The sequence below is a fragment of the Azospirillum tabaci genome, from assembly GCF_014596085.1.
Taxonomy (GTDB): domain Bacteria; phylum Pseudomonadota; class Alphaproteobacteria; order Azospirillales; family Azospirillaceae; genus Azospirillum; species Azospirillum tabaci.
Genome location: NZ_JACCJY010000033.1, coordinates 1 through 25,658, shown reverse-complemented (window position 1 = coordinate 25,658; position 25,658 = coordinate 1). Strand labels below are relative to the sequence as shown.

Genomic DNA, 25,658 nt, shown 5'->3' with positions numbered 1-25,658 from the left:
CGTGAAGCCCCTCCCAATCGCCACACTCCCGCTGGCCACATTGGGCATCGGCCTGCTGGCCGTCTGGAGCCTGTTCGTCGGCGTCAGCGACGTCAGCCTCGCGGCGCTGTTCGGCGGCGCTCCGGACCAGGCCACGCAGGTCCTGCTGGTCAGCCGGTTGCCCCGGACGCTGGCCCTGATCCTGGCCGGCGCCGCCATGGCGGTGTCGGGCCTGCTCCTCCAGATGCTGGTCCGAAACCGCTTCGTGGAACCGTCCACCGCCGGGACCGCGGAATCGGCCATCTTCGGCATGATGATGGTCTCGCTTCTGGCGCCGGAGATGCCGGTGTTCGGGCGCATGGCCGTCGCCAGCCTGTGCGCGCTGGCCGGGACGGGGCTGTTCCTGGCGATCCTGCGGCAGGTGCCGCTGCGCTCGCCGCTGGTGGTGCCGCTGGTCGGCATCATGCTGGGCGGGGTCATCACGGCGATGACCGAGTTCATCGCCTTCCGGCAGGACCTGATCCAGTCGGTGCGCGGTTGGGAGACGGGGGACTTCTCCGCCATCCTGCTCGGCCGCTACGAGCTGCTGTGGCTGAGCGCCGCCCTGACCGGCGTCGCCTATCTGGCGGCGGACCGCTTCACCGTCGCCGGGATGGGGCGGGACGTCGCCACCAACCTGGGCATCGACCACCGCAAGGTGATGGCGCTGGGGCTGGTCATCGTGTCGATGACCACCGCGGCGGTGATCGCGACCTGCGGCATGATCCCCTTCCTGGGGCTGATCGTTCCCAACGTCGTCAGCCTCGTCCGCGGCGACAACATGCGCGGGTCCCTGCCCTGGGTCGCGCTGATGGGGGCCGGGCTGGTGCTGGCCTGCGACATCGCCGGGCGGCTGGTGATCCATCCCTACGAGATCCCGATCGGGACGATGATGGGGGTCATCGGCAGCGCCCTGTTCCTCTATCTCCTGCTGCGGAGGAACGGCCATGCCGGCTGACCGCCGCATCCTGTCGCCGATGGTCGTCCTGGGCGGCCTGTCGGCGCTGACCCTGCTCTCGATCGCGCTGTTCATGACGCTGGGCGCGCGGGGCAAGTGGGACTTCATCCTGGCCTTCCGCGGCACCAAGATCGCCGCGATGGTGCTGGTCGGCTACGCCGTCGCCGTGTCGACCGTGCTGTTCCAGACGATCACCAACAACCGCATCCTCACCCCTTCGGTGATGGGGTTCGACTATCTGTACCGCCTGATCCAGACGGTGTTGGTCTTCCAGTTCGGCAGCGGCCTCGTCGCCACGCTTGATCCGCGTCTGCGCTTCGGCGTGGAGGTGGCGTCGATGGTCGTCTTCTCCGGCCTGCTCTATTGGTGGCTGTTCAACGGGGCGGGACGGGGCGACAACCGGCGCAGCCTGCATCTGCTGCTTCTCGTCGGCATCGTGTTCGGCGTGCTGTTCCGCAGCGTGACCAGCTTCCTTCAGCGCATCATCGACCCCAACGAGTTCCTGACCGTCCAGGACCGGCTGTTCGCCAACTTCAACCGGGTGGACGTCGCGCTGCTGACCGTGTCGGCGCTGGTCGTGCTGGCGGTGTCGCTGGTCGGCTGGCGCTGGCGGCGCACCTTCGACGTGCTGGCGCTGGGGCGCGACGCCGCGATCAACCTCGGCGTGGAGCACCGGCGCGCGGTGATGGCGGTGCTGGTGATGGTGTCCATCCTGGTGTCGGTGTCCACGGCGCTGGTCGGGCCGGTGACCTTCTTCGGGCTGCTGGTCGCCAACCTCGCCTATCTGGTGATCCGCTCGCACCGGCACGCGCTGATCCTGCCCGCCGCGGTGCTGATCGCCGTCCTGACGCTGGTCGCCGGCCAGCTCGTGCTGGAGCGGGTGTTCGGCTACAACGCCGCGCTCAGCATCGTCATCGAGTTCGTGGGCGGTCTCGCCTTCCTGTTCATCCTGGTGCGGGGTTCGGCCCGATGATCGACGTCAAGAACATCACGAAACGCTACAACGGCACCGTCGTCGTCGACGGCGTGTCCCTGTCCCTGCCGGCGGGCGGGGTGATCTCGCTGATCGGGCCGAACGGGGCGGGGAAGTCGACGCTGCTGTCGATCGTCAGCCGCCTGCTGCCGATGACCTCGGGCACGGTGATGGTCGACGGCCTGGACGTGACCACGACCCCCGGCGAGGTGCTGGCCCGCCGCCTGTCCATCCTGCGCCAGGACAACCAGATCATGTCCCGCCTAACGGTGGAGGATCTCGTCGCCTTCGGCCGCTACCCGCACAGCAAGGGCCGCCTGACCGAAGCCGACCGCGGGCACATCGCCAAGGCGCTGCGCTACCTGGACCTGGAGCCGCTGTCCGGCCGCTTCCTGGACGAGCTGTCGGGCGGCCAGCGCCAGCGCGCCTTCATCGCCATGGTGCTGTGCCAGGACACCGAATACATCCTGCTCGACGAGCCGCTGAACAACCTCGACGTCAAGCACGCGGTGGCGATGATGAAGCTGTTCCGCCGCACCGCGGACGAGTTCGGCAAGACCATCGTGCTGGTGCTGCACGACATCAACTTCGCCTCCTGCTACTCCGACCGCATCGTCGCGATGCGCGACGGGCGGGTGGTGCACCAGGGGCCGCCGGAGGTCATCATCACGCCCGATGTCATCCGCGACGTCTACGGCGTCGAGGCCCAGGTGATGGAGAACGCCGGCCAGCGCATCGCCCTGTATTATCAGTAAGGCGCCTCAGAGGCGCGGCGGGTCGAAGATCACCGAACGGTCGATGTCGGCCAGCCGCGCCCGCCCGCTCAGCGCCATGGCGACCTCCAGCTCGGTCTGCAGGATGGTCAGCATGTGGGCCACCCCCGCCATGCCGCCGACCGCCAGGGCGTGCAGCACCGGCTGGCCCACCAGCACCGCGTCGGCGCCCAGCGCGAGGGCCTTCAGGATGTCGGTGCCGCGCCGGATGCCGCCGTCCGCCAGGATCGGCAGGCGGCCCGCCGCGCGGGCGGAGACCAGCGGCAGAACCTCCGCCACCGCGGGCAGCGTGTCCAGCGTCCGCCCGCCATGGTTCGACACGATGATCCCCGCCGCCCCCGCCTCGATGGCGGGATCCACGTCGTCGGGGTTCATGATCCCCTTCAGCAGCACCGGCAGAGGCGTCTCGGCGCACAGCAGGCGCACGGTGTCCCAGGTGGCGGCGGCGTGCAGCATGCCCTGGAAGACCGGACTGCCCGGGCGTGACGGGGTGACGCTGTCCGGAGCCAGCCCCGCCAAATTGACCGGTGCGATGCCGTCGGGCAGGCGGAAACCGGCGCGCTGTTCGATGTTGCGCAGGCCGCTGACCGGCGCGTCCACCGTCAGCACCAGCGCGCGGTAGCCCGCCGCCTCCGCCCGCCGCACCAGAGTGAGCGTGTCCTCCGGCCGGGGCTGGGTGTAGAGCTGGAACCACAGCGGCCCGCCGGCCGCCGCCGCGACCTCCTCCAGCGTCACGCTGGACTGGGTGCTGACGGTCATCCAGGTGCCGGTGAGGCCCGCCGCCTGCGCGGTCGCCCGCTCCCCGTCGCGATGGACCAGCCGGTGGAAGGCCATGGGCGCGATCAAAATGGGATAGGGCATCTCCCGCCCGAACAGGGTCGTCGCCGCACTGGCCTGCGACAGGTCGCGCAGCGCCCGCGGCATCAGCCGCATCCGGTCGTAGGCGTCGCGGTTGGCCTGCCGGGTGATGCCGTCCGCCCCGGTCCCCGCGATGTAGGCGCGGGTTGCCGCGTCAACGCGGGTGGTGAAGTGGCGCTCGTAGTCGTAGAGCGAGACGGTGTCGGCGGGAACGCTCATCGCGGGGGTCCTCAAGAATTGCTCCCTTTCCCCTCTAGGGAGAGGGCTGTTCAGAACGGCCCTCCGCCAACTCGCCCGCCCGCCGCGCCAGCGCGCGCAGGCGGGGGTCGGGCTGGTCGGCCAGGGCGGCAGCCATGCCGCGGTGGAAGTCGGGGAAGCCGGTTTCCAGCGCCCGCGCGAACCACGCCAGCGCCTCCTCCGTCCGGCCGTCCTGAAGCAGCAGGCGGGCGTGGTTGAAACGGCCCCAGCAGTCTCCGCCCTCCGCGGCCGCCTGGAAGAGTTGGCGGGCGCCCGCCCCATCCTCCGCCACCGCGCGCCCGGTCTCGTGGAAGAGGCCCAGCATGTTCAGCGCCTTCACGTTGCCCTTGCGGGCCGCGGCGGCGTAGAGGCGGTAGGCTTCGGCGTCGTCCGCCGCGACGCCCACGCCGCGGCAATGCAGGTCGGCCAGGTTGAACAGCGCCCACGCGTCGCCCAACTCGGCGGCGCGCCGGTAGTAAGCGGCGGCCTGGACGGGATCGGCGGGCACGCCCCAGCCGTGCTCGTGGCAGCGGCCCAGCATGTTGACGGCGCGGGCGTCGCCGCTGCGGGCGGCGATGCGGAACCACTCCACCGCCTGCGCCCGCTCCGCTCCGCCCCGGTCGAGGCATCGCTGCCCCAGGGCGAGCTGCACGTCGATGATGTCCGGCCCGTTCGTCGGGCAGGCGGCTGCGACGCCGTCCATCACACCTCCGCCCAGCGCCGCAGCAGGTTGTGATAGTGGTTCACCAGGGCCAGCACGGACGGGTGCTGGTCGCCCAGTTCCCGGCGCAGGTCGATGATCGCCACGTCGAGGTCGTAGAGCATCGCCCGCAGCCCGTCGTCCTTGACCAGCGACTGCGTGAAGAAGAAGGAGGCCCAGCGCGAGCCGCGCGTCACCGGGGTCACCCGGTGCAGGCTGCTGGACGGGTAGACCACAGCGTGCCCCGCCGGCAGCTTCACGCCCTTGGTGCCGTAGGTGTCCTCGACGACCAGATCGCCGCCGTCATACTCGCCGGGATCGCTGAGGAAGATCGTGGTGGAGACATCGGCCCGCATGCGCATGCCGCCGGTGCCCGGAATGGCCCGGATGGCGTTGTCCACATGGTTGCCGTAGGTCATGTCCAGGTCGTAGCGGTTGAACATGGGCGGCAGGACACGCAGCGGCAGGGCCGCGGAGTTGAAGGCCGGGTTGCGGCCGAGCGCCTTCAGGATGACCACGCCCAGGTCGCGGGCGGTGTCGCTCTCCTCCGGGATCTGCAGGTTGTTCTTGGCCGATAGCGCCTGGGAGCCCGCGGTGACGCGGCCATCGACCCAGGGTGACGCCTCCAGCACCGCGCGGCAGTGGGCGACTTCGTCGGCGGTCAGAACGTCGGGGATTTGCAGAAGCACGGGGAGGAATCCTTTTGCAACAGAAGAAGGCCGGACCGCCCCCCGGAGGATGGTCCGGGAACGCGGTCCGGCCTGGCCGGGATCAGAAGGTGACGCCGGCGGTCAGCATGAAGGTGCGGCCCGACGCCGGCACCGCACGGGTGGCGTTGAAAGCCGAGGCGTAGTTGCGGTGGTCGGTCAGGTTGTAGGCGTTGAGCGCCAGGGACAGGTTGTTGATCTCGTAGGACACCACGCTGTCCAGCGAAACCGTCTCCGGCACGCGGGCGGTGTTGGCGCTGTCGGCCCAGTATTCCGAAGCGTACTGGATGCCGCCGCCGACCAGGAACTTGCCGGGCACGAAGCCGGCGCCGAACTCGTAGGTCGTCCACAGGCTTGCGTTGTGCTTCGGCACGTTCGGGGCCTCGTTGCCGATGACCGCCGGGTTGGTGCGCGACTCCTTCACCTCGCCGTCGAGGTAGGCGTAGCTGGCGTAGACGCTCCAGCCCTCGATCACCTTGCCGCTCACCCCGGCTTCGAAGCCGCGGATGCGGGTGCCGAGGCCGGCTTCGGAGAAGCCGTCGGTGATCGTGCCGGTGGCCGGGTCGACCGCGTAGGTGTTGCTCTTCTCGATCTGGAACAGCGCGCCGTTCACGCCCAGCCGGCCGGCGAAGAAGTCGGCCTTGCCGCCGATCTCGTACAGGTCGGTCTTTTCCGGATCGAAGTCACGCCCGGCCCGCGGCGTCTCCGACGTGCCGTTGGTGACCTGCGCGGCGATGTCCACACCGATCGGCTTGTTGGAACGCGCGTAGGAGAAGTAGAGCGACACGTCCTTTGTCGGCTCGTAGATCAGGCTGGCGGACGGGCTGAGCGTGCGGGTGGTCTCGTTGCCGCCCACCACCGCCGGGTCGGCGGACTTGAAGGTGGTGCGGAAGTAGTCCCAACGCAGGCCGCCCTGCACCGAGAGCTGGTCGAACAGCCACACGCGGTCGGTGATGAACAGGCCCGTGTTGGCGACGCTGGCCTCACGCAGGCCGGTCGCCGGGTAGGTGAGGAAGGCGTTGGCCGGGTAACTGTGGCTGGGGTTGCGGATGGTCTGGGTGTTGGTGCGGTTGACCCAGGTGCCGCCGCGGCGCTCGTCCTTCTGGTAATTCAGGTCCAGGCCGCCGTTCACCTTGTGGTAGAGGCCGAGGAAGTTGCCCTCCGCCTTCACGCCGGCGACGTTCTGGACGCCCCAGCCCTTCTGCTTGAAGGCCATGCCGCCGCCGGCGCCATAGGAGATCACCGGGTTGCCGCCGTTCAGGAAGGCGGTGTTGGCCGCGGCGGTCAGCGCCGCCGGGGCCGTCGAGACGAAATCGCGCTCGTAATGGCTGTAGCGGCTGTCGTTGTAGAAGGACAGGTTCTTGCTGACCTCATGGGCCAGGGTCGAGGTGACGATGTGGTTGTCGGTGTCGTCGCGGTCCAGGTTGCGGACGTAGGAGGTCGAGCGGTCGAGCCCGAACTCCGGCGCCGGACGCAGGATGCCGTCGCGGCCGCGGATCATGGGCTGGCCCATGTCCGGCGTCTTCTCGCCGTTCAGATAGGAGTAGTTCAGGTGCCAGGTCGTCGGGGTGCCCAGCCCCACGCCCAGGTCGGCGGCGAAGCCTTTGCGCTTGGCCTCGACCTCGTCGCGGTCGGCGATGTCCTGGTCATGGTACAGGCCGTTGAAGCGCAGCGCGGTCGTCTCGTTGATCGGCTGGTTCACGTCCACCGTGGTGCGGTAGACCGGGCCGGAACCGACCGACTGCTCGACGTTGTAGCGCTTCTCAAGCCCGGCCTTCTTGGTGCCCTGGTTGATGACGCCGCCGGAGTTGCCGACGCCGAAGCCGTTGCCCGACGGGCCCTTGAAGACCTGCACGGACTCGGTGTTGAAGACGTCGTGGGTGTAGACGCCGAAGTCCTTCAGGCCGTCGGTGTAGATGTCGCCGCGGGCGGTCAGGCCGCGGATGCGGAACTGGTCGCCGTTCTGGCCGCCGTTGCCTTCGCCGGAGGAAATGGTGATGCCGGGGACGTTGCGCAGGACCTGTTCCAGCGTCGTGGCGCGCTGCTGCTCGATGATCTCTTCCGGAACGACGTTGACGACGCGGGGCGTGTCCTTGACCGTGTCGGGCAGGCGGGAGATGCCGGTGGGCTTGGCGTTCACATTCCCGGTGTCCGCCGGGCGGTCGGCGCCGACCCGCACCGGGTCGAGGACGGTGGCGTCGCCGGCCGCGGCGCCCGGCGCGGGCGCGGTCCCGGTCCCCGAACCGGCCGTCTGAGCCTCAGCCACCGTCGCCAGGGTGGAGAAGGACATCGCCAAGCCCGCCGTCGCGGCGGCGCCGGCGATGATGGGTCGGAGGCGGTCGGGGACATTCGATTGCAACATTAAGCTCTCCCGATAAATCGTCGTGGCGGATGCGCCGATCAGCGGCGGGTATCTACCAATCGGGGAGGCGCCCCCTTCAACGGCGATCATTCAGAATAATTCTAAATTGCAAAATCACCGTCATTCAGCCCCAGCGCATGCAGGGATATGCCGTTTGGCGGAGCCCCGTGGCGCCCCCTCCGGAGCCCCGGAAGGGTCCCGCCGATATCGCATATTTACCAATCAGGACAACTACTTAAAGCGCCCGCTCAAGCGCTTTGGGCGGCGCTGGCGGAGGAGGAGCGACCGGACTGTTGCAAAGCAGCAACGCCGATAATAAGAATTATTCTCAATATGCTGAGCGGCCGCAGGTCGAACGTCTTCTATACGTCAGCCGGGAATCCGGACCGCCACAGCGGTCTGCCCGAGACGGGCTTTCCAGAGCTGTTCGGCCAGCCGCAGGGCGTCGGCGAAGGCCGGTCCGGTGGCGCCGGGAAGGGCGAACAGGGCGAAGGCCGCGGTGCCGACGATGATGCGCTCCGCCCGCGCGTCGCGCACCGCCCCGGTCCACACCCCCTGCCAATATTCCAGGCTGGTGCCGCGCGGGCGCGGCGTGGGCGGCGGCTCGTCCATGCAAGCGGGCAGGATGAGGTCCTCCGCGTCGCCGTTGACCAGACGGTGGATCGAAGAGGGGCGGAAGGGCGTGAACTGGGCCACGTCGCGCACGCTGCCCAGCACGGCCATGTGCTTCCAACCGAGAATGCGGGCGGCATCACGGTGGAGCTCACGGTAGGTCGGCTTCGCCGCGCCCAGCAGGGAAGTCTTGGCCTTGGACGGCTTCAGAAGATGCACGGCCTCGAACACGGCGGAGCGGGTCTGGGTCAGCCGGTGCAGCCCGATCAGCCGGTAGATCTGCGGGGACAGGGCGGCGAGCGGCGCGTAGGCGATCCGGTGCGCCGCCAGCGCCGCCGCAATCTCCCGCGCGCTGCTGCAGACCGGGATGCCCACGGTGGGCGCGATGAACTCGTACCGTCCGGAGGCCGCGCTGCAGCCCGTGCTGCCGTGCAGCAGCACCCGGTGGCCAGCTTGCGCGACCAGCCGTGCCGCGTGGAAGAACCAGGGCGGGTTGTGGTAGTTGGGCGAGGTGAAGCATGGCCAGTCGATGTCCGCTTGGATCGTCCGGCCGAGCCCGGCGGCGACGTGCGCCTGCATCGCCCGCACCATCCCGGCCAGCTCCGGTGCGGTGGAACCGCGCATCCGCATCATGCCGAGAAGCGCGCCGACCTGCACCGGATCGGCCTCGCCCGCCAAAATGATGGTCATCGCCTCCTCCGCCTCCTCGGCGGTCAGGGGGCGTCCATGGCCGCCTCCGGCGATGCCCAGCACGCCGATGTGGCGGGCCAGACGGTCCTGCGCGGTGGCGTCCGGCGCAATCTTCTCCAGCTTCGCGTCGAGCTGCGCCGGGGATGGCTGGCCCTCCAGCAAACCGGCGGGCCGGACCTGGAGCGGCGGCGCGTCGATGCCGGTCGGCACGTTCCAGCGGGGATCGAAGGTCTCGTCGAGCGCCGGGCGCTCCACCGACGGTTCGAACAGGGCGTCGATCCCGCGGGCCAGCGCCTGGACGCGCGGGCGCAACGCTTCGGCGAAGGGTGTGGGCACCAGACCGCGGCCCGAGCGGATGAACAGGGGATCGCCGAACTCCTCGCGCATCTGCGCCAGGAGCCGGCTGAGCGCCGAGGTCTGGAGACCGAGGTCGCGGGCGGCCAGCGTGACGTTCCGTTTCGACAGCAGGGCGTCCAGCGCGACGATCAGACGCCCGCGCGACAGCCGGTTCTCCTGGTCGCGGGGAACAGCCTTGCCCTGACCGGACGCCTCCGGTTCCGGCGCTGGACGCGCCGCCGCGTCTTTCCTCTTGCCCATCATGTGGATTCAGCCCGAATGCGGTTGCCTGGCCGGTTCACGGCTGCATACCATGATAATGATACGCATTTGCATGCTAACGCAACACGGCTGGTCCGCCCTGCGTCACTCGACGTACGGGGCCGGAGACGTGTGGTTCTCAGTCCTCGGACGCCGTGGGCTTGGGGGCGGCGGCCTGCTCCGCCTGAATACGCTCGACGATGCGGGTCAGCGCCGCGGCGTCCAGAGGGCTCTCCATGTTCAGATCCTGGGCGAACTTGCGGATCACGCCGATGGCGCGGCGCCGGGTCACGATGTCCAGGTCGCCGGGCCGCGTCCGCTCGACCACCGGCCCCTTGTAATAGCCGCTGCCGACGCGCCACTGGCGCTGCCCGTCCGCCCGCCATTTGGTGCCGTCGGACAGCACCATGCAGCGGTTGCCCTCGGTGAAGGCATCGACGGTGGCGATCCTCTCCGGGCCGGTCTGGCTGTTGTGGATCGTCACCTGATCCCCGACCCTGAACGCTGTCATTCTGTGATCATCCTCATCTCGGTCAGTCGCTGTCCGACACCGGCCCGCCGGAACGGAACCGCGCGCCGTGGTCGCTCTCGCGCCGCTCCTCCACCGCCGCCATCAGCCGCGACTTCGCGGTGGCGCGACTGTCGGGCGCCCCGTCCTCCGTCCGCTGGCCCGGCGGCTGGCTCCGCGAGGCGGAGCGCACGCCGTTCAGCGCCGCCAGGAAGCCGGTGGCCGGGCGCATCGTCCTGCCGCCCCGCAGACCGGGTGGCGGACCCGGAGGCAGCGGTTCCCGCGGTTGCGGCTTCACCGCGGCGGCCGGGACAACCACGGCCTCGCGCTCCTCCTCGGCCTCCACGTCCCCAGACGGCGCCCGCCGTTCGGCAGCCTCGGCACGGGCCAGGGTGGTGGCGCGCTCCACGACCAGCGTCCGGCATTCGCCGTCCAGCGTTTCGTAAACGCGTTTGGCCTCGTTCAGTTCATGCAGGTCTTCCGTTTCCAGCGTGCGGTCCAGCGCGCTGGAGAGCAGCCGGAACTCCAGCACACCCGGCACCCGCGCCTCCTCCACAGCGCGCTTCAGCACGCCGACGGCTTGCAGGGTTTCACGGTCTAGTGCGCCTTCGGACATCGACATGCTGTGGGTTGAACGGCGGGATCACCCGAAATATCGGCTGAGGCCGGGCGGGGTCAAGTGTGATCCGGCACCGGTCCGGCGTCATCCTCCGGTTCGACGGCACCGCGTCTTTGCAGCCACAGGGCGACGAGCCAGCACAGCGCGGCCCAGCCCGCCCCGACGCACCAGCCCGCCAGGACGTCGGTCGGCCAATGGACCCCCAGATAGACCCGGCTGCACCCGACCAACAGCGTCACCGACATCGCCACGACGAGCACATAGGCCTTCTGCCGTTTCCCCTCGACGAAGCGCGCCAGCATCGCGCCCAGCGTCAGGAAGACGACCGCCGACAGCAGCGAATGGCCGCTGGGGAAGCTGGCGGTGAAGACGATGTCGCCATGGGGAACGATGTCCGGGCGCTCCCGTCCGATCTGGTTCTTCAGCAGGCCGCTGATCGCCATGCCGCCGCCGACCGACAGCAGCACCAGAAGCGACGCCCCGCGCTTTCCCCGAAGCAGCAGGAAACCCAGCGTCACCGCAGTGATCAGCGACAGCACGGTGATGCTGCCCAGCGCCGTGACGTCCCGCGCCGCGTTGTGAAGCCAAGGCGGCCCCAGCGGCATCGCCGGATCGCCGGCCACCCGCAGCGCCATCAGCACCGCGCGGTCGAAGGCCGCCGTCTCGCCCTCGATCACCTCGCCGGCCAGCAGGGCGAAGGCCAGGATCAGCCCGGCGCTGACCGCCATGCCGACGAGAAGCCGCAACTGGTGCCGGCCGAGCCTCGCCCAGAAGCCGGGTGCCCTCAATCCTGCCAGCGCCATCGCCCGTCCCATGCCTCCCGTCCGTCGCAGACCGGTTATGGGAACGCCGGCCCGCACGGAAAAGGTCCACCGGGCCGGAAGGGCTGAGGCCAAGCGGCCGGCCCCACCACTTAGCCCGCAAACATAAAGATATCTTTATGCTTGCGGGGTTCCAAATGCGCTGCTACACCAGCCCCACAGCGGGCCGGTGCGCCCGCCCCTCATCATTGCTGTACCGCAAACAGCCGCCCAGGAGACCCCCCGATGGCCGCGCCCGCCAACTTCACCGACTACAAGGTCAAGGACATCAGCCTCGCCGAGTGGGGCCGCAAGGAAATCACCATCGCCGAGACCGAGATGCCCGGCCTGATGGCGCTGCGCGCGGAGTTCGGCGAGTCCAAGCCGCTGGCCGGCGCCCGCATCGTCGGCTGCCTGCACATGACCATCCAGACCGCCGTGCTGATCGAGACGCTGACCGCTCTCGGCGCGACCGTCCGCTGGTCGTCCTGCAACATCTTCTCGACCCAGGACCAGGCCGCCGCCGCCATCGCCGCCGCCGGCATCCCGGTCTTCGCCTGGAAGGGCGAGACGGAGGAGGAGTTCTGGTGGTGCATCGAGCAGACCCTGCGCGGTCCCGATGGCTGGACCCCGAACATGATCCTGGACGACGGCGGCGACGTCACCCAGATCATGCACGACAAGTATCCGGAGATGCTGGCCGAGGTCCGCGGCCTGTCGGAGGAGACCACCACCGGCGTCCACCGTCTCTATGAGATGATGAAGAAGGGCACGCTGAAGGTTCCGGCCATCAACGTGAACGACAGCGTCACCAAGTCGAAGTTCGACAACCTCTACGGCTGCCGCGAGTCGCTGGTCGACGGCATCAAGCGCGCCACCGACGTGATGGTCGCCGGCAAGGTCGCCGTGGTCGCCGGCTACGGCGATGTGGGCAAGGGTTCGGCCGCCTCGCTGCGCTCGCAGGGTGCGCGCGTGCTGGTGACGGAGATCGACCCGATCACCGCGCTCCAGGCCGCGATGGAAGGCTATCAGGTCGTCACGATGGACGAGGCCGCTCCGCAGGGCGACATCTTCGTCACCGCGACCGGCAACGTCGACGTCATCACGCTGGACCACATGCGCCAGATGAAGGACCGCGCCATCGTCTGCAACATCGGCCACTTCGACAGCGAGATCCAGATCGAGGCTCTTCGCAACTACAAGTGGGAAGAGGTCAAGCCGCAGGTTGACGAGGTCGTCTTCCCCGACGGCAAGCGCCTGATCGTCCTGGCCCAGGGCCGCCTGGTGAACCTGGGCTGCGCCACCGGCCACCCGAGCTTCGTGATGAGCGCCAGCTTCACCAACCAGGTGCTGGCCCAGATCGAGCTGTGGACCAACGCCGCCAGCTACGAGAACAAGGTCTACGTCCTGCCGAAGCATCTGGACGAGAAGGTCGCCCGCCTGCATCTGGACAAGATCGGCGCCAAGCTGACCACGCTGTCCGCCAAGCAGGCCGAGTACATCGGCGTGAAGGTCGAAGGCCCGTTCAAGCCGGACCACTACCGCTACTGATCAGCGGGTCCGGACGGATCGGAACGGAAAGGGCCGCCCCACGGGGCGGCCCTTTTTGTGTTTGGGGCGGGACGGCGGTGCCCCCACCCTTCCCACGGCTTCGCCGCGGGTCTCTTCCCTCCCCTGCGAAGCGGGGGAGGGATAGGGAGGGGGCAAGACCTCCCCTACCACCGAACCCTACCGCCGCACCATCGGCGCCAGATCCTTGCGGATGCCGGCGTCCAGCCGGGCGTTCAGATCGTCCATCATGCGGCGGACGAGGTCCTGCAGGGTCGCCTCACGGTCGGCCAGCGAGATGTTCTCCGGCACCGTGGTGGACTGGGTCACCGTCGCCTTGGTCATGCCGCGGAAGGTCGTCTCGCCGGGCAGCTCGCCGCTGACCTCGACCTCGATCCGCCCGTCGTAGCGCTGGGCCTGATCGTTGGTGAAGTAGCCCTTCACCCCGCCGGTCTTGGAAAGCTGGACCTCGACGATGCTGGCGTCGCGGATGGTGACGCGCACGCGGCCCGGCCCGCCGGCGGCCTGGAGACGCTCGTTGGCCCAGCGGCGCACCGCCTCGGCGGGCGGCAGGGGGATGCGCTGGTCGACGGCGGTGCCGGCCGGCCGGTGGGCGTCCACCACGTCGACGCCGCCCGCGCTTAGCACGATCGGGCCGAAGTTGGAATAGTCGATGGGCCGGGCCGCCGGACGCGGCGGCGTGCTCTGGCAGGCCGTCAGGGCCATGGTGGCGAGAGCGGCGGCGAGAACGAAACGGCGGGTGGGCATGATCGCTCCGGTGAGACGGAAAAACGGCGCGGCACTATAGCCGCGCCGTTTCCCAAGCGCATCCGGAACCTGGAGCCCCTTACTTCGCCGTCCCGTAGACCCGGTCGAGGTCCGCGTCGTCGAAGTGGTAGGCGGTGGAGCAGAACTGGCAGACCACCTCGACCCGCCCGTCGTCGATCTTCAGGCTCTGCACCTCGTCGCGCGGCAGGCGGGACAGCATGTCCGACACCCGCTCGCGCGAGCAGCGGCAGCCGAAGCGCAGGGCCTTGGGCTGCCACACCCGCACGCCGTCCTCGTGGAACAGGCGGAACAGCAGGTCGCGGGCCGGCAGCTCCGGATCGAGAAGCTCATCGCCGGTGGTGCTGGACAGCAGGACCATGGCGCGGCGCCACGCGTCCTCGTCGCCGGAGCCGAGCACTTTTTCCGTGGCGTCCTGCGGCAGGCGCTGGATCATGATGCCGCCGGCCCGCCAGGCGCCCTTGCTGCCGTCCGGCAGGGTTTCCTGGTCCACCGACACGGTCAGGCCGGTGTCGATCTGCTCCGACTGGCGGAAATAGTGCTGCACGCAGTCGGCCAGCGTCTTGCCGTACAGCTCGACGATGCCCTGGTAGCGCTCGGTGTTCGGCCCTTGGTCCACGGTGAAGGCGATGTGGCCCTTGCCGAGCAGGGCCGGCGCCGGGGCGATCGCCACGTCGTCGGCGGCCTTGGCCAGCGCCTCTTCATCGAACTGGGCGTAGGCGCGGATGTCGCCGACCGAGGTGATGTCCGCCACCATCAGCCGTACCGGACCGTCGCCCTTGGTCTGGAGCGTGAAGATGCCGTCGTACTTCAGCATGCTGGACAGCAGCATGGCGAGCGTCATCGTCTCGGCCAGGAAGCGGGCGACCGGCTCCGGATAGGCGTGGCGGGTCAGGATTTCGTCCAGCGCGGGCCCCAGCTTCACCATGCGGCCGCGCAGGCGCGACGCCTCGATCTGGAAAGGCAGAACGAGATCGTCGGCGATCGGTTGGACGGAAGGATCGTCCATCATGTCCTCGAAGTTACGACAGGCCATGGCCCGGCGCCGCCATCCCGTTCGTCACGGGGGGCGGCGCCGGGCCATGGGGATTTGCTCAAGGGCTCTTGGCCCCAAGTGCTCTTAGATAGTGGCGCCGAGGCACCATGCCAGTATGGCCTTCTGGGCGTGCAGGCGATTTTCCGCCTCGTCCCAGACGACCGAGTGCCGGCCGTCGATCACCCCGTCGGTCACTTCCTCCCCGCGGTGGGCGGGCAGGCAGTGCATGAACAGGGCGTCGGGAGCGGCCAGGGCCATCAGCGCCTCGTTGACCTGATAGGGCGACAGGATCGCCGCCCGCTCGTCCACGTCGGTGTTGTGCATGGAGGCCCAGGCGTCGGTGACCACGCAGTCGGCGCCGCGCACGGCCTCCTCCGGCGAGGTGGTGACGGTGATCCGCCCGCCCTCGCGCTTCACCCAGTCCAGCAGCTCCGGCGCCGGGCCGTAGATCTCCGGGCAGCCGAGGCGGATCTCCACGCCGAGGCGCACCGCCACATGGACCCAGCTCACCGCCACGTTGTTCACGTCGCCGATCCAGGCCACCGTGCGCCCTTCGATGGGGCCGCGATGCTCCTCGAAGGTCATCACGTCGGCCATGATCTGGCAGGGGTGCGACTGGTCGGTCAGGCCGTTGATGATCGGCACCGAGGCGAACTCGGCCAGCTCGTGCACGCGCTCCTCGCCCATGGTGCGGACCATCACCGCGTCCACGTAGCGGGACAGCACGCGGGCGGTGTCTCCGATGGTCTCGCCGCGGCCGAGCTGCATGTCGTCGGGCTTCAGCACCACCACGTCGCCGCCGAGCTGGCGCATGCCCACCTCGAAGGAGACGCGGGTGCGGGTCGACGGCTTCTCGAAGATCATCGCCAGCGTGCGGCCCGCGAACAGCGAGCGGTAGGCCGGGATGTCCTTCTTGATGGTCGCGGCCATGGCGAGGATCCGGCGCAGGGTCGCCTTGTCCAGCCGGTCGATGTCGAGGAAATGACGAACGGCGGACATCACACCAGCTCCTTGGCGGTCTTGGCGAGGATGGCCACGGCCTCCTCCACCTCGGCCTCGCCGATGTTCAGCGGCGGCAGCAGCCGGACCACGTTGTCGCCCGCCGGAACGGACAGCAGGCCGTTGGCGCGCAGTTTCGCCACCACGTCGCCGACCGCCGGGCCGCAGACGAGGCCGAGCATCAGGCCCTTGCCGCGCACGCCCTTGAAGACCGACGGGTTCTCGGCCACCAGCCCGGCCAGCCGGTCCTGGAACAGGCCGCCGATGCGCTGCACATGGTCGAGGAAGCCGGGCTCCAGCACCTTGTCCAGCACGGCGTTGCCGACGGCGGTGGCCAGCGGGTTGCCGCCGTAGGTCGAGCCGTGGGTGCCGGCGGTCATGCCCGACGCGGCCTTTTCCGTCGCGAGGCAGGCGCCCAGCGGGAAGCCGCCGCCGATGCCCTTGGCCACCGCCATGACGTCGGGCGTGATGCCGGCCCACTCATGGGCGAACAGCTTGCCGGTGCGGCCCATGCCGCACTGGATCTCGTCCAGGAACAGCAGCAGCCCGTGCTCGTCGCAGATTTCCCGCAGCCCGCGCAGGAACTCCACGGAGCCGGCGCGGATGCCGCCTTCGCCCTGGATCGGCTCCACGCAGATGCCGGCGGTCCGCTCGGTCACGGCGTTGCGCACCGCCTCCAGATCGCCGAAGGGCACGAGGTCGAAGCCGTCGAGCAGCGGGCCGAAGCCCTTGATCAGCTTCTCCTGCTGCGCCGCCGACACCGCGGCCAGCGTGCGGCCGTGGAAGGCCTGCTCGAAGGTGATGATGCGGGTGCGGGCCTTGTCGCCCTTCTCGTAATGGTATTTGCGGATCAGCTTGGCGCCGCACTCCCACGCCTCGGCGCCCGAGTTCGTGAAGAACACGGTGTCGGCGAAGGTGGCCTCGGTCAGCCGCTTGGCGAGGCTCTCCTGCCCGGCGACCCGGAACAGGTTGGAGGTGTGCCACAGCTTGTGGGCCTGGGCGGTCAGCGCCTCGACCAGATAGGGATTCGCGTGGCCGAGGACGTTCACCGCCACACCGGCGGCGAAGTCCAGGAATCGTCGCCCGTCGGTCGCGTACAGATACGGACCTTCGCCGCGCTCGAACACGATGTCGGCGCGGGCATATGTGGGCATGACGACCGGAATCACAGCGAAAACCTCCGAATGAGGAAAGCCCGGCGGACACCCTCGCCCGCCGGGAACCGTCGAATATCAAGATGTCACTTCAGCCTGTCAACGGATTGGCTACGCCGACCGGCTGAATTCGGCCGGATTCGCGCGGATTTACGCCTTCAGCTTGTAGCCCGTCTTCAGCATGCGCCAAGCCAGCCACCACAGGCCGCCGTTGACGGCCAGCATGACGAGAATCCCGATCCCCAGCGTGCCGTCCGACCGCCCGATGAAGCCGTAGCGGAAGCCGTCGATCATGTAGAAGAACGGGTCGACATGGGCGATCCACCAGAAGACCGGCGGCAGCGTCTCCACCGAATAGAAGGTGCCGGACAGGAAGGACAGCGGCGTCACCACGAAGTTGGTGACCGCCGCGATGTTGTCGAACTTCTCCGACCAGATGCCGCCGACCAGCCCGAGCAGCGACAGCAGCATGGAGGCCATCAGGGCGTGGAAGACGACGAATTCGGGATGGGCGATGCGCACCGGGACGAAGGCCCAGATCGCCAGCCCGGTGACCAGCCCGACCAGCAGGCCGCGCGTCACCCCGCCCATGACGAAGCCGAAGGCCAGCTCCAGCGGGGCCATCGGCGGCATCAGGATGTCGACGATGTTGCCCTGCACCTTCGCGATCACCACGGAGGAGGAGGTGTTGGCGAAGGCGTTCTGGGCCATCGCCATCATGATCAGGCCGGGGGCCAGGAACTCCAGATAGGGCACCGTCCCGATCATCCGCACCGCACCGCCCAGCGCCAGTGCGAAGACGGCGTAGAACAGCAGGGTGGTGACCACGGGCGCCCAGACGGTCTGCTGGTGCACCTTCAGGAACCGGCGCACCTCGCGCGCGTAGAGGGTCCACAGGCCGACCCAGTTGACGGCGCCGACCTGGCGGGGCATGGGAGGGAGAGGATGAGTCATCGCACCACGATTCACAGGAATGGACCGGACTTTAGGGCGCGGCGCCCGTTCCGGCAACCGCCCCCGGACGGGAGACAGCCATGACCCGCGACCAGCCGCCGGCCCGCAAGCCGCCGCGCCGCGTCACCGCCCAGTATCTGGAGAACGCGGCCCTGCACTATCTCCAGCGCTTCGCCAGTTCCTCGGCCAGCCTGCGGCGCGTTCTGATGCGCAAGGTCGACCGCTCCGCCCAGGCCCACGGCACCGACCCGGCGGAGGGGGCGCGCTGGGTCGAGGACCTGATCGCCCGCTACCTGCGCAGCGGCCTGCTCAACGACGCGGCCTACGCCGAGATGCGGGCGGCCAGCCTGCACCGCCGCGGCACCTCGACCCGCGCCATCCGCGAGAAGCTGTCCGCCAAGGGCATCGGCCGCGACGAGGCCGACCGGGCGTTGGAGACGCTGGACGAGGAGGTGGAAGGCGACCTGAACCTGACCGCCGCCCTGGCGCTGGCCCGCCGCCGCCGGCTCGGCCCCTACCGCCTGCCGGACAAGCGCGCGGAGTTCCGCGACAAGGATCTGGCGGCGCTGGGCCGCGCCGGCTTCGCCTACGACATCGCCCGGCGGGTGGTGGACGCCGAAGACCCCGACTCGGTGGAGTAACCCCGTCCCCTCCCCGGTCCATCCCGGCGGCTCGGCTGTTGACCGACGAACGCCACCGGTTCCGGGGAAACAGACATGCGCCACGCCGCCCTCGCGGGCCTCACCCTCGCCGCCGGGCTGCTCGCCGCCGGATTGCCTGCCGCCGGGACCGCCCGCGCGCAGGACGACAAGCGCATGGCGCTGTCGTCGGAGCTGCCGGTCACCCTCGAGGACGCCGCCGCCATCGAGAAGGGCAGCGTCGACGTGAAGGTCCGCGCCTTCTTCGACCGGCTGAAGGGGGATGGCGGGCGCAACCGCCTGTCCTTCGACCCGGAACTCCAGGCCGGCGTCGCCGACGGTCTGGCGCTGAAGGTCAATCCCGGCTACCGCGTGGGCAACGCCGACGACGCGCAGCAGGGCGACGTCAAGCTGTCCGCCGAATACAACATCCGCGACCCGTCGCAGGGACGGTTGGGCCTGTCGGTGGAGCCGCTGGTCAGCATCCCCTACGGATCGGGGAGCAAGACGACCGAGGCCGGGATCACCGGGCGCCTGACCCAGCCGCTCGGCACCTCCCCCAGCGCGCCGCGCCTGCACGCCAACCTGTCCTGGCGGCATCTGTTCGATCCGGCTTCGGACGAGCGCGAGAATCGCTTCATCATGGCCGCCGGGATGAACGCCCCGATCGGCCCGGCCACCGCCGTGGCCTTCGACGTGGTGCGCGAGCAGTCGCAGGAGCGCGGCAAGGCCGACAATTTCGTGGAGGCCGGCGTCCGGCATCTCGTCGGCGAGAACCTTGCGGTGGGAGCCGGGGTCGGCGTCGGGTTCGGTCCCGATTCGCCGCGCTACCGCCTGCTGCTGGGCGTGCAGCGGTCGTTCTAAACCCGGCATCCGGACACGACAAAACGCGCGCAACGCCTTTCGGCGATGCGCGCGGCACTCTCAACCGGGGTTCGGTGCAACCGAGAGTCGGAGTCGTCCTGGTGTGGGGCTTAGCAGCCTGCCGCGGAGTTTGCCGCTCCGCGGTGACGTCACCAGAATCGCCTGGATGCGCTCCGGCGCCTCCAGGCAGTCAGCCTCAGGCCGCGGCGGCCTGCTGCTTGTCCTGGGCCTTGGCGATGCGGCGCTTCAGGCGGCGCGCTTCCAGGCTGAGGACGTCGTCCTTCGCGTCGAGCAGGAAGGCGTCGAGGCCGCCCTTGTGCTCGATCGAACGGATCGCGTTGGTGGAGATACGCAGGCGCACCATCTGACCCAGAGCGTCGCTCAGCAGCGCGGTTTCCTGCAGGTTCGGCTGGAAACGGCGGCGGGTCTTGTTGTTGGCGTGGCTGACGTTGTTGCCAAACTGCGTGCCCTTGCCGGTCACGGAGCACCGACGTGCCATCGGAGTGATCCTTTATTTTAGCAAATGAAACCCGGTCCCGGGCAGCATACCGCCCGAAGGAGGCGGCGTTATAGTCGAACAAGCGCGCGCCCGTCAAGGAAGGAAGAGACGGGCGCGCGCCGATCGACGGTCCCCGGGCCGGCGGGGACCGCGATCCGGTGAATCACTCGGCCGCGGGAGCGGCGGCCTTCGGGGCAGCCTTGGGCGCTTCCGGCTTCGGCGCCTCCGCCTTGGGGGCCTCGACCTTCGGAGCCTCGACCTTCGGGGCTTCGGTCTTCTTTTCCTCGGCCTTCACGTCGACCTTCGGGGCTTCCACCTTCGGCGTGGGGGCGGGAGCCGCCTCGGCCTTCGGGGTTTCGGCCTTCGGCGCCGCCGCCTTCACCGGCTCCGCCTTCGGAGCGGGCGTCTCGGCCTTCGGAGCGGCCTTGGGAGCGGCGGCCTTAGCCGGAGCCTTGCGGGCCGCCGGAGCCTTCTTCGGTGCCGGGGCGGGAGCCGCCTCAGCCTTCGGAGCTTCGACCTTGGTGGCCTCGACCTTGGGGGCTTCAGCCTTCGGGGCGGGAGCCGGCGCCGCGACCGGGGCGGTCACCGGGGCGACCACCGGAGCAGCCTTGGGCGCCGGAGCGGCCGGCGACAGGGTCACCGGGCTGACGCCCAACTCGGCGGCGATCTTCGAGGAGACGTCGAGGACGGTCTGCACCTGGTTGACGACCCGGGCCTGGGCGACGGTCGCCCATTCGCGCTGCACGGCGACGAGGTCCGCCGGGCTGCGCACCTTGGCGAATTCGCCGGCGAGGTGGGTCGTCTCGCCGATGCCGGCGGTCACGCCGTCGAGCAGACGACGGTAGCCGTCCTGCACCACGCCGGCGACGCGCGTGCCGCGGGAGGCGTAGGTCTCGGCGTTCGCCTTGCCCAGCGGCGACAGGGCGAGGGGATTGAAGCGTTCAAAAAGGTCCAGAAAGTTGGCGGCCATGTCCTTAGGTCTCCCGTTGACGACTCGACGCGGAGGCGGTGTCGGACAAGTCAACTCCGGCTCATACCCCAGGAGACTGCGGGCAAACCTCTCGCCCAAGCGCCGCGAAGACGCTCCTTTCCCGCCCATGCCACCTTATGCACGAGAGATTCGCGGCGCAACAAGAAATGTTGCGGTGCAGCATACCCGAAAGGACCTACTCCACCGGGCGCCCGAGGAACTTTTCAAGCAAAACGCGTGCAGCGGCCGTGGGGGTGATGGCACCGCCGGTCACGCGGGATTCCAGCACGGACAGGTCGGCGCGCACGGCGGGATGCGCCCTGAAGGCGTCCACCAGCGTCTCGCGGATCTCGCTCCACAGCCAGGCGCGCGCCTGCTCGGCGCGGCGCGTGGCGCGGACTCCGGACGCCTCGGTGATCGCCTTGTGCTCCCCGATGGTGTCCCAAACCGAATCGATGCCGGCCTTGGTGATGGCCGAGCAGCTCAGCACCGGCACGCGCCAGTCGCCGTGGCGCAGCAGGGTCAGGGCGTGGCGGTAGTCCGCGACGGTATGCCGCGCCGTGGCGGCGAGGTCGCCGTCCGCCTTGTTGACGACCACGAGGTCGGCCAGTTCCACGATGCCCTTCTTGATGCCCTGAAGCTCGTCGCCCCCGGCGGGGAGCAGAAGCAGCATGAACAGGTCAACCATGTCGGCCACCGCCGTCTCCGACTGGCCGACGCCCACCGTCTCCACCACGATCACGTCGAAGCCCGCCGCCTCGCAGACCAGCATGGCCTCGCGCGTGCGGCGGGCCACGCCGCCCAGCGTGGCGCCGGCGGGCGACGGGCGAATGAAGGCGTTCGGCTCGCGCGACAGGTCCACCATGCGGGTCTTGTCGCCCAGGATAGAGCCGCCGGTGCGCTGCGACGACGGGTCGATGGCCAGCACCGCCACCTTGTGCCCCCGCGCGATGACGTGCTGCCCGAACGCCTCGATGAAGGTCGACTTGCCCACCCCCGGCACGCCGGAAATGCCCACCCGCACCGAGTTGCCGGTGTGGGGCAGCAGCGTCTCCAGCAGGGCGTCGGCCTGGGCGCGGTGATCGCGCCGGGTCGATTCGATCAGCGTGATGGCGCGGGCGAGCGCGCGGCGGTCACCCCGCAGCACCGCGTCGGCGAGCGCGGCGGGGGTGTTGAGGGCGGGGACGGTCGTCATGGCAAGGAACCTAGCGGGCGCGGCGGGCGCGGTGAAGCCCCCGCGTCGATCCGCTGCGTCGATCCACCGGCGTCGATGAGCGTCACGCCGTCTTCGGAACCAGACCATCCAGCCAGACTTCCAGCGCGGCGAACAGGGCGACCGCCGTGGCACAGGCGGCCTGCGCCGACTCGGGCGCGTCCAGATCGCTTTCCAGCCGGGCGAGCAGCGCCTTCCACCGGCCGGCCATGTCGATCCCGGCCGAGGCCAGGAAGCGCGCCCCGCGCGTGGCGTCGAAGCCCAGCGCGCGGGTGACGTTGGGCAGCATCGCCCGCCCGCCATGGGCGGAGCCGTCCAGCACGTAGCGCGCCGCCAGCCGCTCCGGCAGGCCGTCCAGCGCCGGCAGCGACCCGGCCACCGGCAGGGAATCCGCGTCCACCCCCAGATCGGCCAGATCGGCGCGCAGCAGGTCAAGCCGTTCGGTCCCCTCGCCCAGCGCCCGCTCGATGGGGGCGTTGAAGCCGTGCAGGGCGATCAGGGCGTCGCGGTACTCGTCCGCCGTGATCGACGGGCTGGTCAGCGGGCGCAGGACCGCCGCCCGGTCGAGCCGTTCATGGATGTCGCGGGTCGCCTCGCGCAACGCCTGCCGTACCGGTCCCAAAGGGATGCTCCGTCGTGATGATGGGTTCAGGGGGGAAAGGGGCTCAGGTGGGGGCAAGGACTTCCGGAACCGGTTCCGGCCCCTGGGAGGATTCCTGCTGCCGCGCCCACAATGCAGCATAGGCGCCGCCGCGTGACAGCAGTTCCATGTGGCGTCCCCGTTCGATCACACGCCCGGCCTCCATCACCAGGATCTCGTCGGCGTCGATCACGGTGGACAGGCGGTGCGCGATGACCAGCGTGGTGCGGCCCCGGCTGACCTCGCGCAGGTTGGCCTGGATCTCCCGCTCGGTGTGGGTGTCGAGCGCCGAGGTCGCCTCGTCGAACAGCAGGATCGCCGGGTTCTTCAGGATGGTGCGGGCAATGGCGACGCGCTGCTTCTCGCCGCCGGACAGCTTCAGCCCGCGTTCCCCCACCGTGGTCTCGTAGCCGTCGGGCAGCGCCATGATGAAGTTGTGGATGTGGGCCAGCCGCGCCGCCTGCTCGACCTCCGCCGGGCTGGCGCCGGGGCGGCCGTAGGCGATGTTGTAATAGACCGTGTCGTTGAACAGCACCGTGTCCTGCGGGACGATGCCGATGGCGCCGCGCAGCGATTGCTGGGTCACCTCCCGGATGTCCTGCCCGTCGATCAGGATGCCGCCGCCCGACACGTCGTAGAAGCGGAACAGCAGCCGCCCGATGGTCGATTTGCCCGCCCCGGACGGGCCGACGATGGCCACCGTCCGCCCGGCGGGCACGGTGAAGCTCACCCCCTTGAGGATCGGGCGCCGCGGGTCGTAGCCGAACTCCACCCCGTCGAAACGCAGCTCGCCCCCCGTGATGGCCAGCGGGGGAGCGCCCGGCCGGTCGGCCACCTCGCGGTCCACGGACAGCAGCGTCACCATCGATTCCACGTCGATCAGCGCCTGCTTGATCTCGCGGTACACCACGCCGAAGAAGTTCAACGGCTGGTAGAGCTGGAGCAGGTAGGTGTTGACCAGCACGAAGTCGCCCAGCGTCATCGTGCCGTTGACGATGCCGCGCGCCGCCATGCCCATGACCACCGCCAGACCCAGCGAGATGATCGCCGACTGGCCGATGTTGAGCAGCGACAGGCTGCGCTGGCTCTTGACCGCCGCCTGCTCGTAGGAGGCCAGCGCTTGGTCGTAGCGCCGGGCCTCGTGCCCCTCGTTGCCGAAATACTTGACGGTCTCGTAGTTCAGCAGGCTGTCCACCGCCTTGGTGTTGGCCTTGTTGTCGGTCTCGTTCATGGCGCGGCGGAACTGGATGCGCCATTCCGACACGAAGAAGGTGTAGGCGATGTAGCTTCCCACCGTGGCGAAGGTCGCCAGCGCGAACCAGCCGTCGAACATCCGCCACAGGATCACGCAGACCAGCGTGATCTCGACCAGCGTCGGCACGATGGAGAACAGGGCGTAGCGCAGCAGCGTCTCGATGGCGCGGGTGCCGCGCTCCAGCGAGCGGGTCAGGCCGCCGGTCTGCCGCTCCAGATGGAAGCGCAGCGACAAAGCGTGCAGGTGCTGGAAGACCGACAGGGCGACCTTGCGGATCGTGCGCTGGGCGACGTTGGCGAACACCGCGTCGCGCAGCTCCGCGAAGACCAGAGACATCACCCGCGCCAGACCATAGGCGACGATCAGCCCCAGCGGGATGGTCACCAGCGCCCCCGCGTCGCCCGGCGACAGAGCGTCGACCGCCCGCTTGTAGAAGATCGGCACCCAGACGTTCGCCACCTTGGCGCCGACCAGCAGGACCAGCGCCACCACCACGCGCAGCTTCGTCTCGAAGGAATCCCGCGGCCACAGATAGGGGACGAGGGAGCGCAGCGCCGCCATGTCGCCGGTGCTGGACGCGGCCTCTGCATAGGAGGGGGCCGGGCTGGGGTTGCTGGTGCGGCGGCGCATGGAAGGGGGTCCGGTGAAGGGTCGGTTGGGAAAAGCGGCTGCCCTAAACTAGGGCCACTTGCGGCGCCAACCAAGGAAGACGGGCCGTGCGCCGGCTGCATGACGGTCCGCCGGAGGGTTTCCACACGGTTTACGGGAATCGGTCTCTGAAAAATTGCACGCGGACGAACGGATAAAACCGTATTAGACTTATTGTCTATCTCCGTCGGCGAGGGCTGCGGAGCGATTGCCGCATAGGGCCGAACGTGCTGAAAAACCTCTCCCTGACCGCCAAACTGTCCCTGCTGAACGTGCTGGGGCTGTTCATCCTGGCCATCGTGCTGACGCTGGCCTCCAGCCAGGTGCTGAGCGACCGCAGCGCCGCCTCCGCGCAGGAGCAGCGGGAGCGCAGCATGGCGCTGGCCCACATGCTGTTGAAGCAGAACGGCGCCGACTACAGCCTGCGCGACGGCGCGCTCCATGTCGGATCGGTGCGGATCGACGGCGACACCCGCATGGTCGACCAGATCCGCGAGCTGACCGGCGGTGCGGCCACGGTGTTCCGCGGCGACACCCGCGTCGCCACCACCGTGCAGAACCCCGACGGCAGCCGGGCCAACGGCACGAAGCTGGGCGCCGGGCCGGTCTTCGACAGCGTCATCACGCAGCGCAAGCCCTACCGCGGCGAAGCCGACATCCTGGGCGAACGCTACTTCACCTCCTACGACCCGCTGCTCGACGCCTCCGGCTCGGTGGTCGGCGTGCTGTTCGTCGGGCTGAAGCGGGCCGACGTGATGAGGGTGGTGGACGAGGTGGAGCGCACCATCCTGGTGGTGGCGCCGCTGGTCACGCTGGCCTTCGGTCTGGTCAGCTTCTTCCTGGTCCGCCGCCAGATGGGCGCGGTGCGGGCGATGAGCGCGACCATGCACGATCTCGCCGCCGACAAGCTGGACGTCGCCGTTCCCGGCCTCGACCGCGGCGACGAGATCGGGCAGATGGCGCAGGCGGTTCAGGTGTTCAAGGACAACGCCATCCAGAAGAAGGCGATGGACGAGGCCGAGCGCGAGCGGCTGGAGGCCGA

The 25,658-nt window shown here is 69.4% G+C and carries 25 protein-coding genes; 7 read left to right on the top strand and 18 right to left on the bottom strand.

Annotated features, from left to right (window positions below):
- Nucleotide 1 precedes the first annotated feature (1 nt).
- From H0B54_RS24230 to H0B54_RS24220, 3 genes are read left to right on the top strand one after another with little or no spacing between them, the layout of a single operon-like run.
- Nucleotides 2–976 carry an ABC transporter permease gene (locus H0B54_RS24230; protein WP_343069024.1) on the top strand — a complete coding sequence of 325 codons (975 nt, stop codon included), beginning with the start codon at nt 2–4 and terminating at the stop codon, nt 974–976.
- Nucleotides 966–1,949 carry an iron chelate uptake ABC transporter family permease subunit gene (locus tag H0B54_RS24225; protein WP_188262441.1) on the top strand — a complete coding sequence of 328 codons (984 nt, stop codon included), beginning with the start codon at nt 966–968 and terminating at the stop codon, nt 1,947–1,949. The genes H0B54_RS24230 and H0B54_RS24225 overlap by 11 nt, the downstream gene beginning before the upstream one ends.
- Complete coding sequence (locus H0B54_RS24220) at nt 1,946–2,704, top strand: iron ABC transporter ATP-binding protein (RefSeq protein ID WP_188262440.1); 759 nt, start codon at nt 1,946–1,948, stop codon at nt 2,702–2,704. Before H0B54_RS24225 ends, H0B54_RS24220 begins: the two co-directional genes overlap by 4 nt.
- Before the next feature lie 6 nt (nt 2,705–2,710).
- On the opposite strand, the gene H0B54_RS24215 is transcribed toward H0B54_RS24220, so the two are convergent.
- From H0B54_RS24215 to H0B54_RS24180, 8 genes are all read right to left on the bottom strand, one after another.
- A complete protein-coding gene (locus tag H0B54_RS24215; RefSeq protein WP_188262439.1) occupies nt 2,711–3,799 on the bottom strand; it encodes an alpha-hydroxy acid oxidase in 1,089 nt (362 codons plus the stop codon).
- A 34-nt stretch (nt 3,800–3,833) separates the two neighbouring features.
- Nucleotides 3,834–4,520: a tetratricopeptide repeat protein gene (locus tag H0B54_RS24210; protein WP_188262438.1), complete on the bottom strand. Its 687-nt coding sequence runs from the start codon at nt 4,518–4,520 to the stop codon at nt 3,834–3,836.
- Nucleotides 4,520–5,206 carry a Fe2+-dependent dioxygenase gene (locus H0B54_RS24205; RefSeq protein ID WP_188262437.1) on the bottom strand — a complete coding sequence of 229 codons (687 nt, stop codon included), beginning with the start codon at nt 5,204–5,206 and terminating at the stop codon, nt 4,520–4,522. Before H0B54_RS24205 ends, H0B54_RS24210 begins: the two co-directional genes overlap by 1 nt.
- Nucleotides 5,207–5,288: 82 nt before the next feature.
- Complete coding sequence (locus tag H0B54_RS24200) at nt 5,289–7,586, bottom strand: TonB-dependent receptor (RefSeq protein ID WP_188262436.1); 2,298 nt, start codon at nt 7,584–7,586, stop codon at nt 5,289–5,291.
- Between the two features lie 369 nt (nt 7,587–7,955).
- Entirely contained in the window at nt 7,956–9,488 is a 1,533-nt protein-coding gene (locus H0B54_RS24195) for a glycosyl transferase family protein (RefSeq protein WP_188262435.1), read from the bottom strand.
- A 136-nt stretch (nt 9,489–9,624) separates the two neighbouring features.
- Nucleotides 9,625–9,996, bottom strand: a complete 372-nt coding sequence (locus H0B54_RS24190) for a hypothetical protein (RefSeq protein WP_188262434.1) — start codon at nt 9,994–9,996, stop codon at nt 9,625–9,627.
- Nucleotides 9,997–10,018: 22 nt separating this feature from the next.
- On the bottom strand, nt 10,019–10,615 hold the full coding sequence (locus tag H0B54_RS24185; protein ID WP_246472741.1) for a hypothetical protein: 597 nt from the start codon (nt 10,613–10,615) through the stop codon (nt 10,019–10,021).
- Between the two features lie 53 nt (nt 10,616–10,668).
- On the bottom strand, nt 10,669–11,427 hold the full coding sequence (locus H0B54_RS24180) for a phosphatase PAP2 family protein (RefSeq protein ID WP_188262433.1): 759 nt from the start codon (nt 11,425–11,427) through the stop codon (nt 10,669–10,671).
- A gap of 231 nt (nt 11,428–11,658) precedes the next feature.
- On the opposite strand from H0B54_RS24180, the gene ahcY reads away from it, so the two are divergent.
- Nucleotides 11,659–12,963, top strand: a complete 1,305-nt coding sequence (ahcY, locus tag H0B54_RS24175; protein WP_094306508.1) for an adenosylhomocysteinase — start codon at nt 11,659–11,661, stop codon at nt 12,961–12,963.
- 177 nt (nt 12,964–13,140) lie between these two features.
- Here ahcY and H0B54_RS24170 read toward each other — a convergent pair whose 3' ends face one another.
- From H0B54_RS24170 to H0B54_RS24150, 5 genes are all read right to left on the bottom strand, one after another.
- Entirely contained in the window at nt 13,141–13,728 is a 588-nt protein-coding gene (locus tag H0B54_RS24170; protein ID WP_188262432.1) for a hypothetical protein, read from the bottom strand.
- Nucleotides 13,729–13,807: 79 nt separating this feature from the next.
- Nucleotides 13,808–14,782 carry an Hsp33 family molecular chaperone gene (locus H0B54_RS24165; RefSeq protein ID WP_188262431.1) on the bottom strand — a complete coding sequence of 325 codons (975 nt, stop codon included), beginning with the start codon at nt 14,780–14,782 and terminating at the stop codon, nt 13,808–13,810.
- An 84-nt stretch (nt 14,783–14,866) separates the two neighbouring features.
- Nucleotides 14,867–15,781, bottom strand: coding sequence for an ornithine carbamoyltransferase (gene argF, locus H0B54_RS24160; protein WP_188262430.1), 915 nt, complete (start codon nt 15,779–15,781; stop codon nt 14,867–14,869).
- The gene (locus H0B54_RS24155; RefSeq protein ID WP_188262429.1) at nt 15,781–16,935 is read right to left on the bottom strand and encodes an aspartate aminotransferase family protein; all 1,155 of its coding nucleotides are present in this window, start codon (nt 16,933–16,935) and stop codon (nt 15,781–15,783) included. Before H0B54_RS24155 ends, argF begins: the two co-directional genes overlap by 1 nt.
- Nucleotides 16,936–17,085: 150 nt before the next feature.
- Nucleotides 17,086–17,889 carry an ABC transporter permease gene (locus tag H0B54_RS24150; protein WP_188262428.1) on the bottom strand — a complete coding sequence of 268 codons (804 nt, stop codon included), beginning with the start codon at nt 17,887–17,889 and terminating at the stop codon, nt 17,086–17,088.
- A gap of 80 nt (nt 17,890–17,969) precedes the next feature.
- On the opposite strand from H0B54_RS24150, the gene H0B54_RS24145 reads away from it, so the two are divergent.
- Nucleotides 17,970–18,530 carry a regulatory protein RecX gene (locus tag H0B54_RS24145; protein ID WP_094306503.1) on the top strand — a complete coding sequence of 187 codons (561 nt, stop codon included), beginning with the start codon at nt 17,970–17,972 and terminating at the stop codon, nt 18,528–18,530.
- Between the two features lie 75 nt (nt 18,531–18,605).
- On the top strand, nt 18,606–19,391 hold the full coding sequence (locus H0B54_RS24140) for a hypothetical protein (RefSeq protein ID WP_246472740.1): 786 nt from the start codon (nt 18,606–18,608) through the stop codon (nt 19,389–19,391).
- A gap of 196 nt (nt 19,392–19,587) precedes the next feature.
- Here the strand turns inward: H0B54_RS24140 and rpmB are convergent, their stop codons facing one another.
- The 5 genes from rpmB to H0B54_RS24115 form a co-directional block, all read right to left on the bottom strand.
- Complete coding sequence (rpmB, locus tag H0B54_RS24135; RefSeq protein ID WP_094306502.1) at nt 19,588–19,890, bottom strand: 50S ribosomal protein L28; 303 nt, start codon at nt 19,888–19,890, stop codon at nt 19,588–19,590.
- A gap of 163 nt (nt 19,891–20,053) precedes the next feature.
- Nucleotides 20,054–20,860, bottom strand: a complete 807-nt coding sequence (locus H0B54_RS24130; RefSeq protein WP_188262427.1) for a phasin family protein — start codon at nt 20,858–20,860, stop codon at nt 20,054–20,056.
- Nucleotides 20,861–21,056: 196 nt separating this feature from the next.
- Nucleotides 21,057–22,055 carry a methylmalonyl Co-A mutase-associated GTPase MeaB gene (gene meaB / locus H0B54_RS24125; protein WP_188262426.1) on the bottom strand — a complete coding sequence of 333 codons (999 nt, stop codon included), beginning with the start codon at nt 22,053–22,055 and terminating at the stop codon, nt 21,057–21,059.
- An 82-nt stretch (nt 22,056–22,137) separates the two neighbouring features.
- Entirely contained in the window at nt 22,138–22,695 is a 558-nt protein-coding gene (locus tag H0B54_RS24120) for a biliverdin-producing heme oxygenase (protein WP_188262425.1), read from the bottom strand.
- Nucleotides 22,696–22,738: 43 nt separating this feature from the next.
- Nucleotides 22,739–24,598, bottom strand: coding sequence for an ABCB family ABC transporter ATP-binding protein/permease (locus H0B54_RS24115; protein ID WP_094306498.1), 1,860 nt, complete (start codon nt 24,596–24,598; stop codon nt 22,739–22,741).
- Between the two features lie 245 nt (nt 24,599–24,843).
- Between H0B54_RS24115 and H0B54_RS24110 the strand changes: the two genes are divergently transcribed.
- The coding region (locus H0B54_RS24110) for a cache domain-containing protein (protein ID WP_188262424.1) at nt 24,844–25,658 on the top strand (815 nt) is incomplete at its 3' end.

Bases quoted from the DNA above. Each gene is read 5' to 3' on its own strand.
- H0B54_RS24190 (WP_188262434.1), bottom strand. From the start codon at position 9,996: ATGACAGCGTTCAGGGTCGGGGATCAGGTGACGATCCACAACAGCCAG.
- H0B54_RS24220 (WP_188262440.1), top strand. From the start codon at position 1,946: ATGATCGACGTCAAGAACATCACGAAACGCTACAACGGCACCGTCGTC.
- H0B54_RS24195 (WP_188262435.1), bottom strand. From the start codon at position 9,488: ATGATGGGCAAGAGGAAAGACGCGGCGGCGCGTCCAGCGCCGGAACCG.
- H0B54_RS24165 (WP_188262431.1), bottom strand. From the start codon at position 14,782: ATGGCCTGTCGTAACTTCGAGGACATGATGGACGATCCTTCCGTCCAA.
- meaB (WP_188262426.1), bottom strand. From the start codon at position 22,055: ATGACGACCGTCCCCGCCCTCAACACCCCCGCCGCGCTCGCCGACGCG.
- ahcY (WP_094306508.1), top strand. From the start codon at position 11,659: ATGGCCGCGCCCGCCAACTTCACCGACTACAAGGTCAAGGACATCAGC.
- H0B54_RS24130 (WP_188262427.1), bottom strand. From the start codon at position 20,860: ATGGCCGCCAACTTTCTGGACCTTTTTGAACGCTTCAATCCCCTCGCC.
- H0B54_RS24180 (WP_188262433.1), bottom strand. From the start codon at position 11,427: ATGGGACGGGCGATGGCGCTGGCAGGATTGAGGGCACCCGGCTTCTGG.
- rpmB (WP_094306502.1), bottom strand. From the start codon at position 19,890: ATGGCACGTCGGTGCTCCGTGACCGGCAAGGGCACGCAGTTTGGCAAC.
- H0B54_RS24215 (WP_188262439.1), bottom strand. From the start codon at position 3,799: ATGAGCGTTCCCGCCGACACCGTCTCGCTCTACGACTACGAGCGCCAC.
- H0B54_RS24170 (WP_188262432.1), bottom strand. From the start codon at position 13,728: ATGCCCACCCGCCGTTTCGTTCTCGCCGCCGCTCTCGCCACCATGGCC.
- H0B54_RS24210 (WP_188262438.1), bottom strand. From the start codon at position 4,520: ATGGACGGCGTCGCAGCCGCCTGCCCGACGAACGGGCCGGACATCATC.
- H0B54_RS24115 (WP_094306498.1), bottom strand. From the start codon at position 24,598: ATGCGCCGCCGCACCAGCAACCCCAGCCCGGCCCCCTCCTATGCAGAG.
- H0B54_RS24155 (WP_188262429.1), bottom strand. From the start codon at position 16,935: ATGCCCACATATGCCCGCGCCGACATCGTGTTCGAGCGCGGCGAAGGT.
- H0B54_RS24200 (WP_188262436.1), bottom strand. From the start codon at position 7,586: ATGTTGCAATCGAATGTCCCCGACCGCCTCCGACCCATCATCGCCGGC.
- argF (WP_188262430.1), bottom strand. From the start codon at position 15,781: ATGTCCGCCGTTCGTCATTTCCTCGACATCGACCGGCTGGACAAGGCG.
- H0B54_RS24140 (WP_246472740.1), top strand. From the start codon at position 18,606: ATGCGCCACGCCGCCCTCGCGGGCCTCACCCTCGCCGCCGGGCTGCTC.
- H0B54_RS24225 (WP_188262441.1), top strand. From the start codon at position 966: ATGCCGGCTGACCGCCGCATCCTGTCGCCGATGGTCGTCCTGGGCGGC.
- H0B54_RS24185 (WP_246472741.1), bottom strand. From the start codon at position 10,615: ATGTCGATGTCCGAAGGCGCACTAGACCGTGAAACCCTGCAAGCCGTC.
- H0B54_RS24150 (WP_188262428.1), bottom strand. From the start codon at position 17,889: ATGACTCATCCTCTCCCTCCCATGCCCCGCCAGGTCGGCGCCGTCAAC.
- H0B54_RS24145 (WP_094306503.1), top strand. From the start codon at position 17,970: ATGACCCGCGACCAGCCGCCGGCCCGCAAGCCGCCGCGCCGCGTCACC.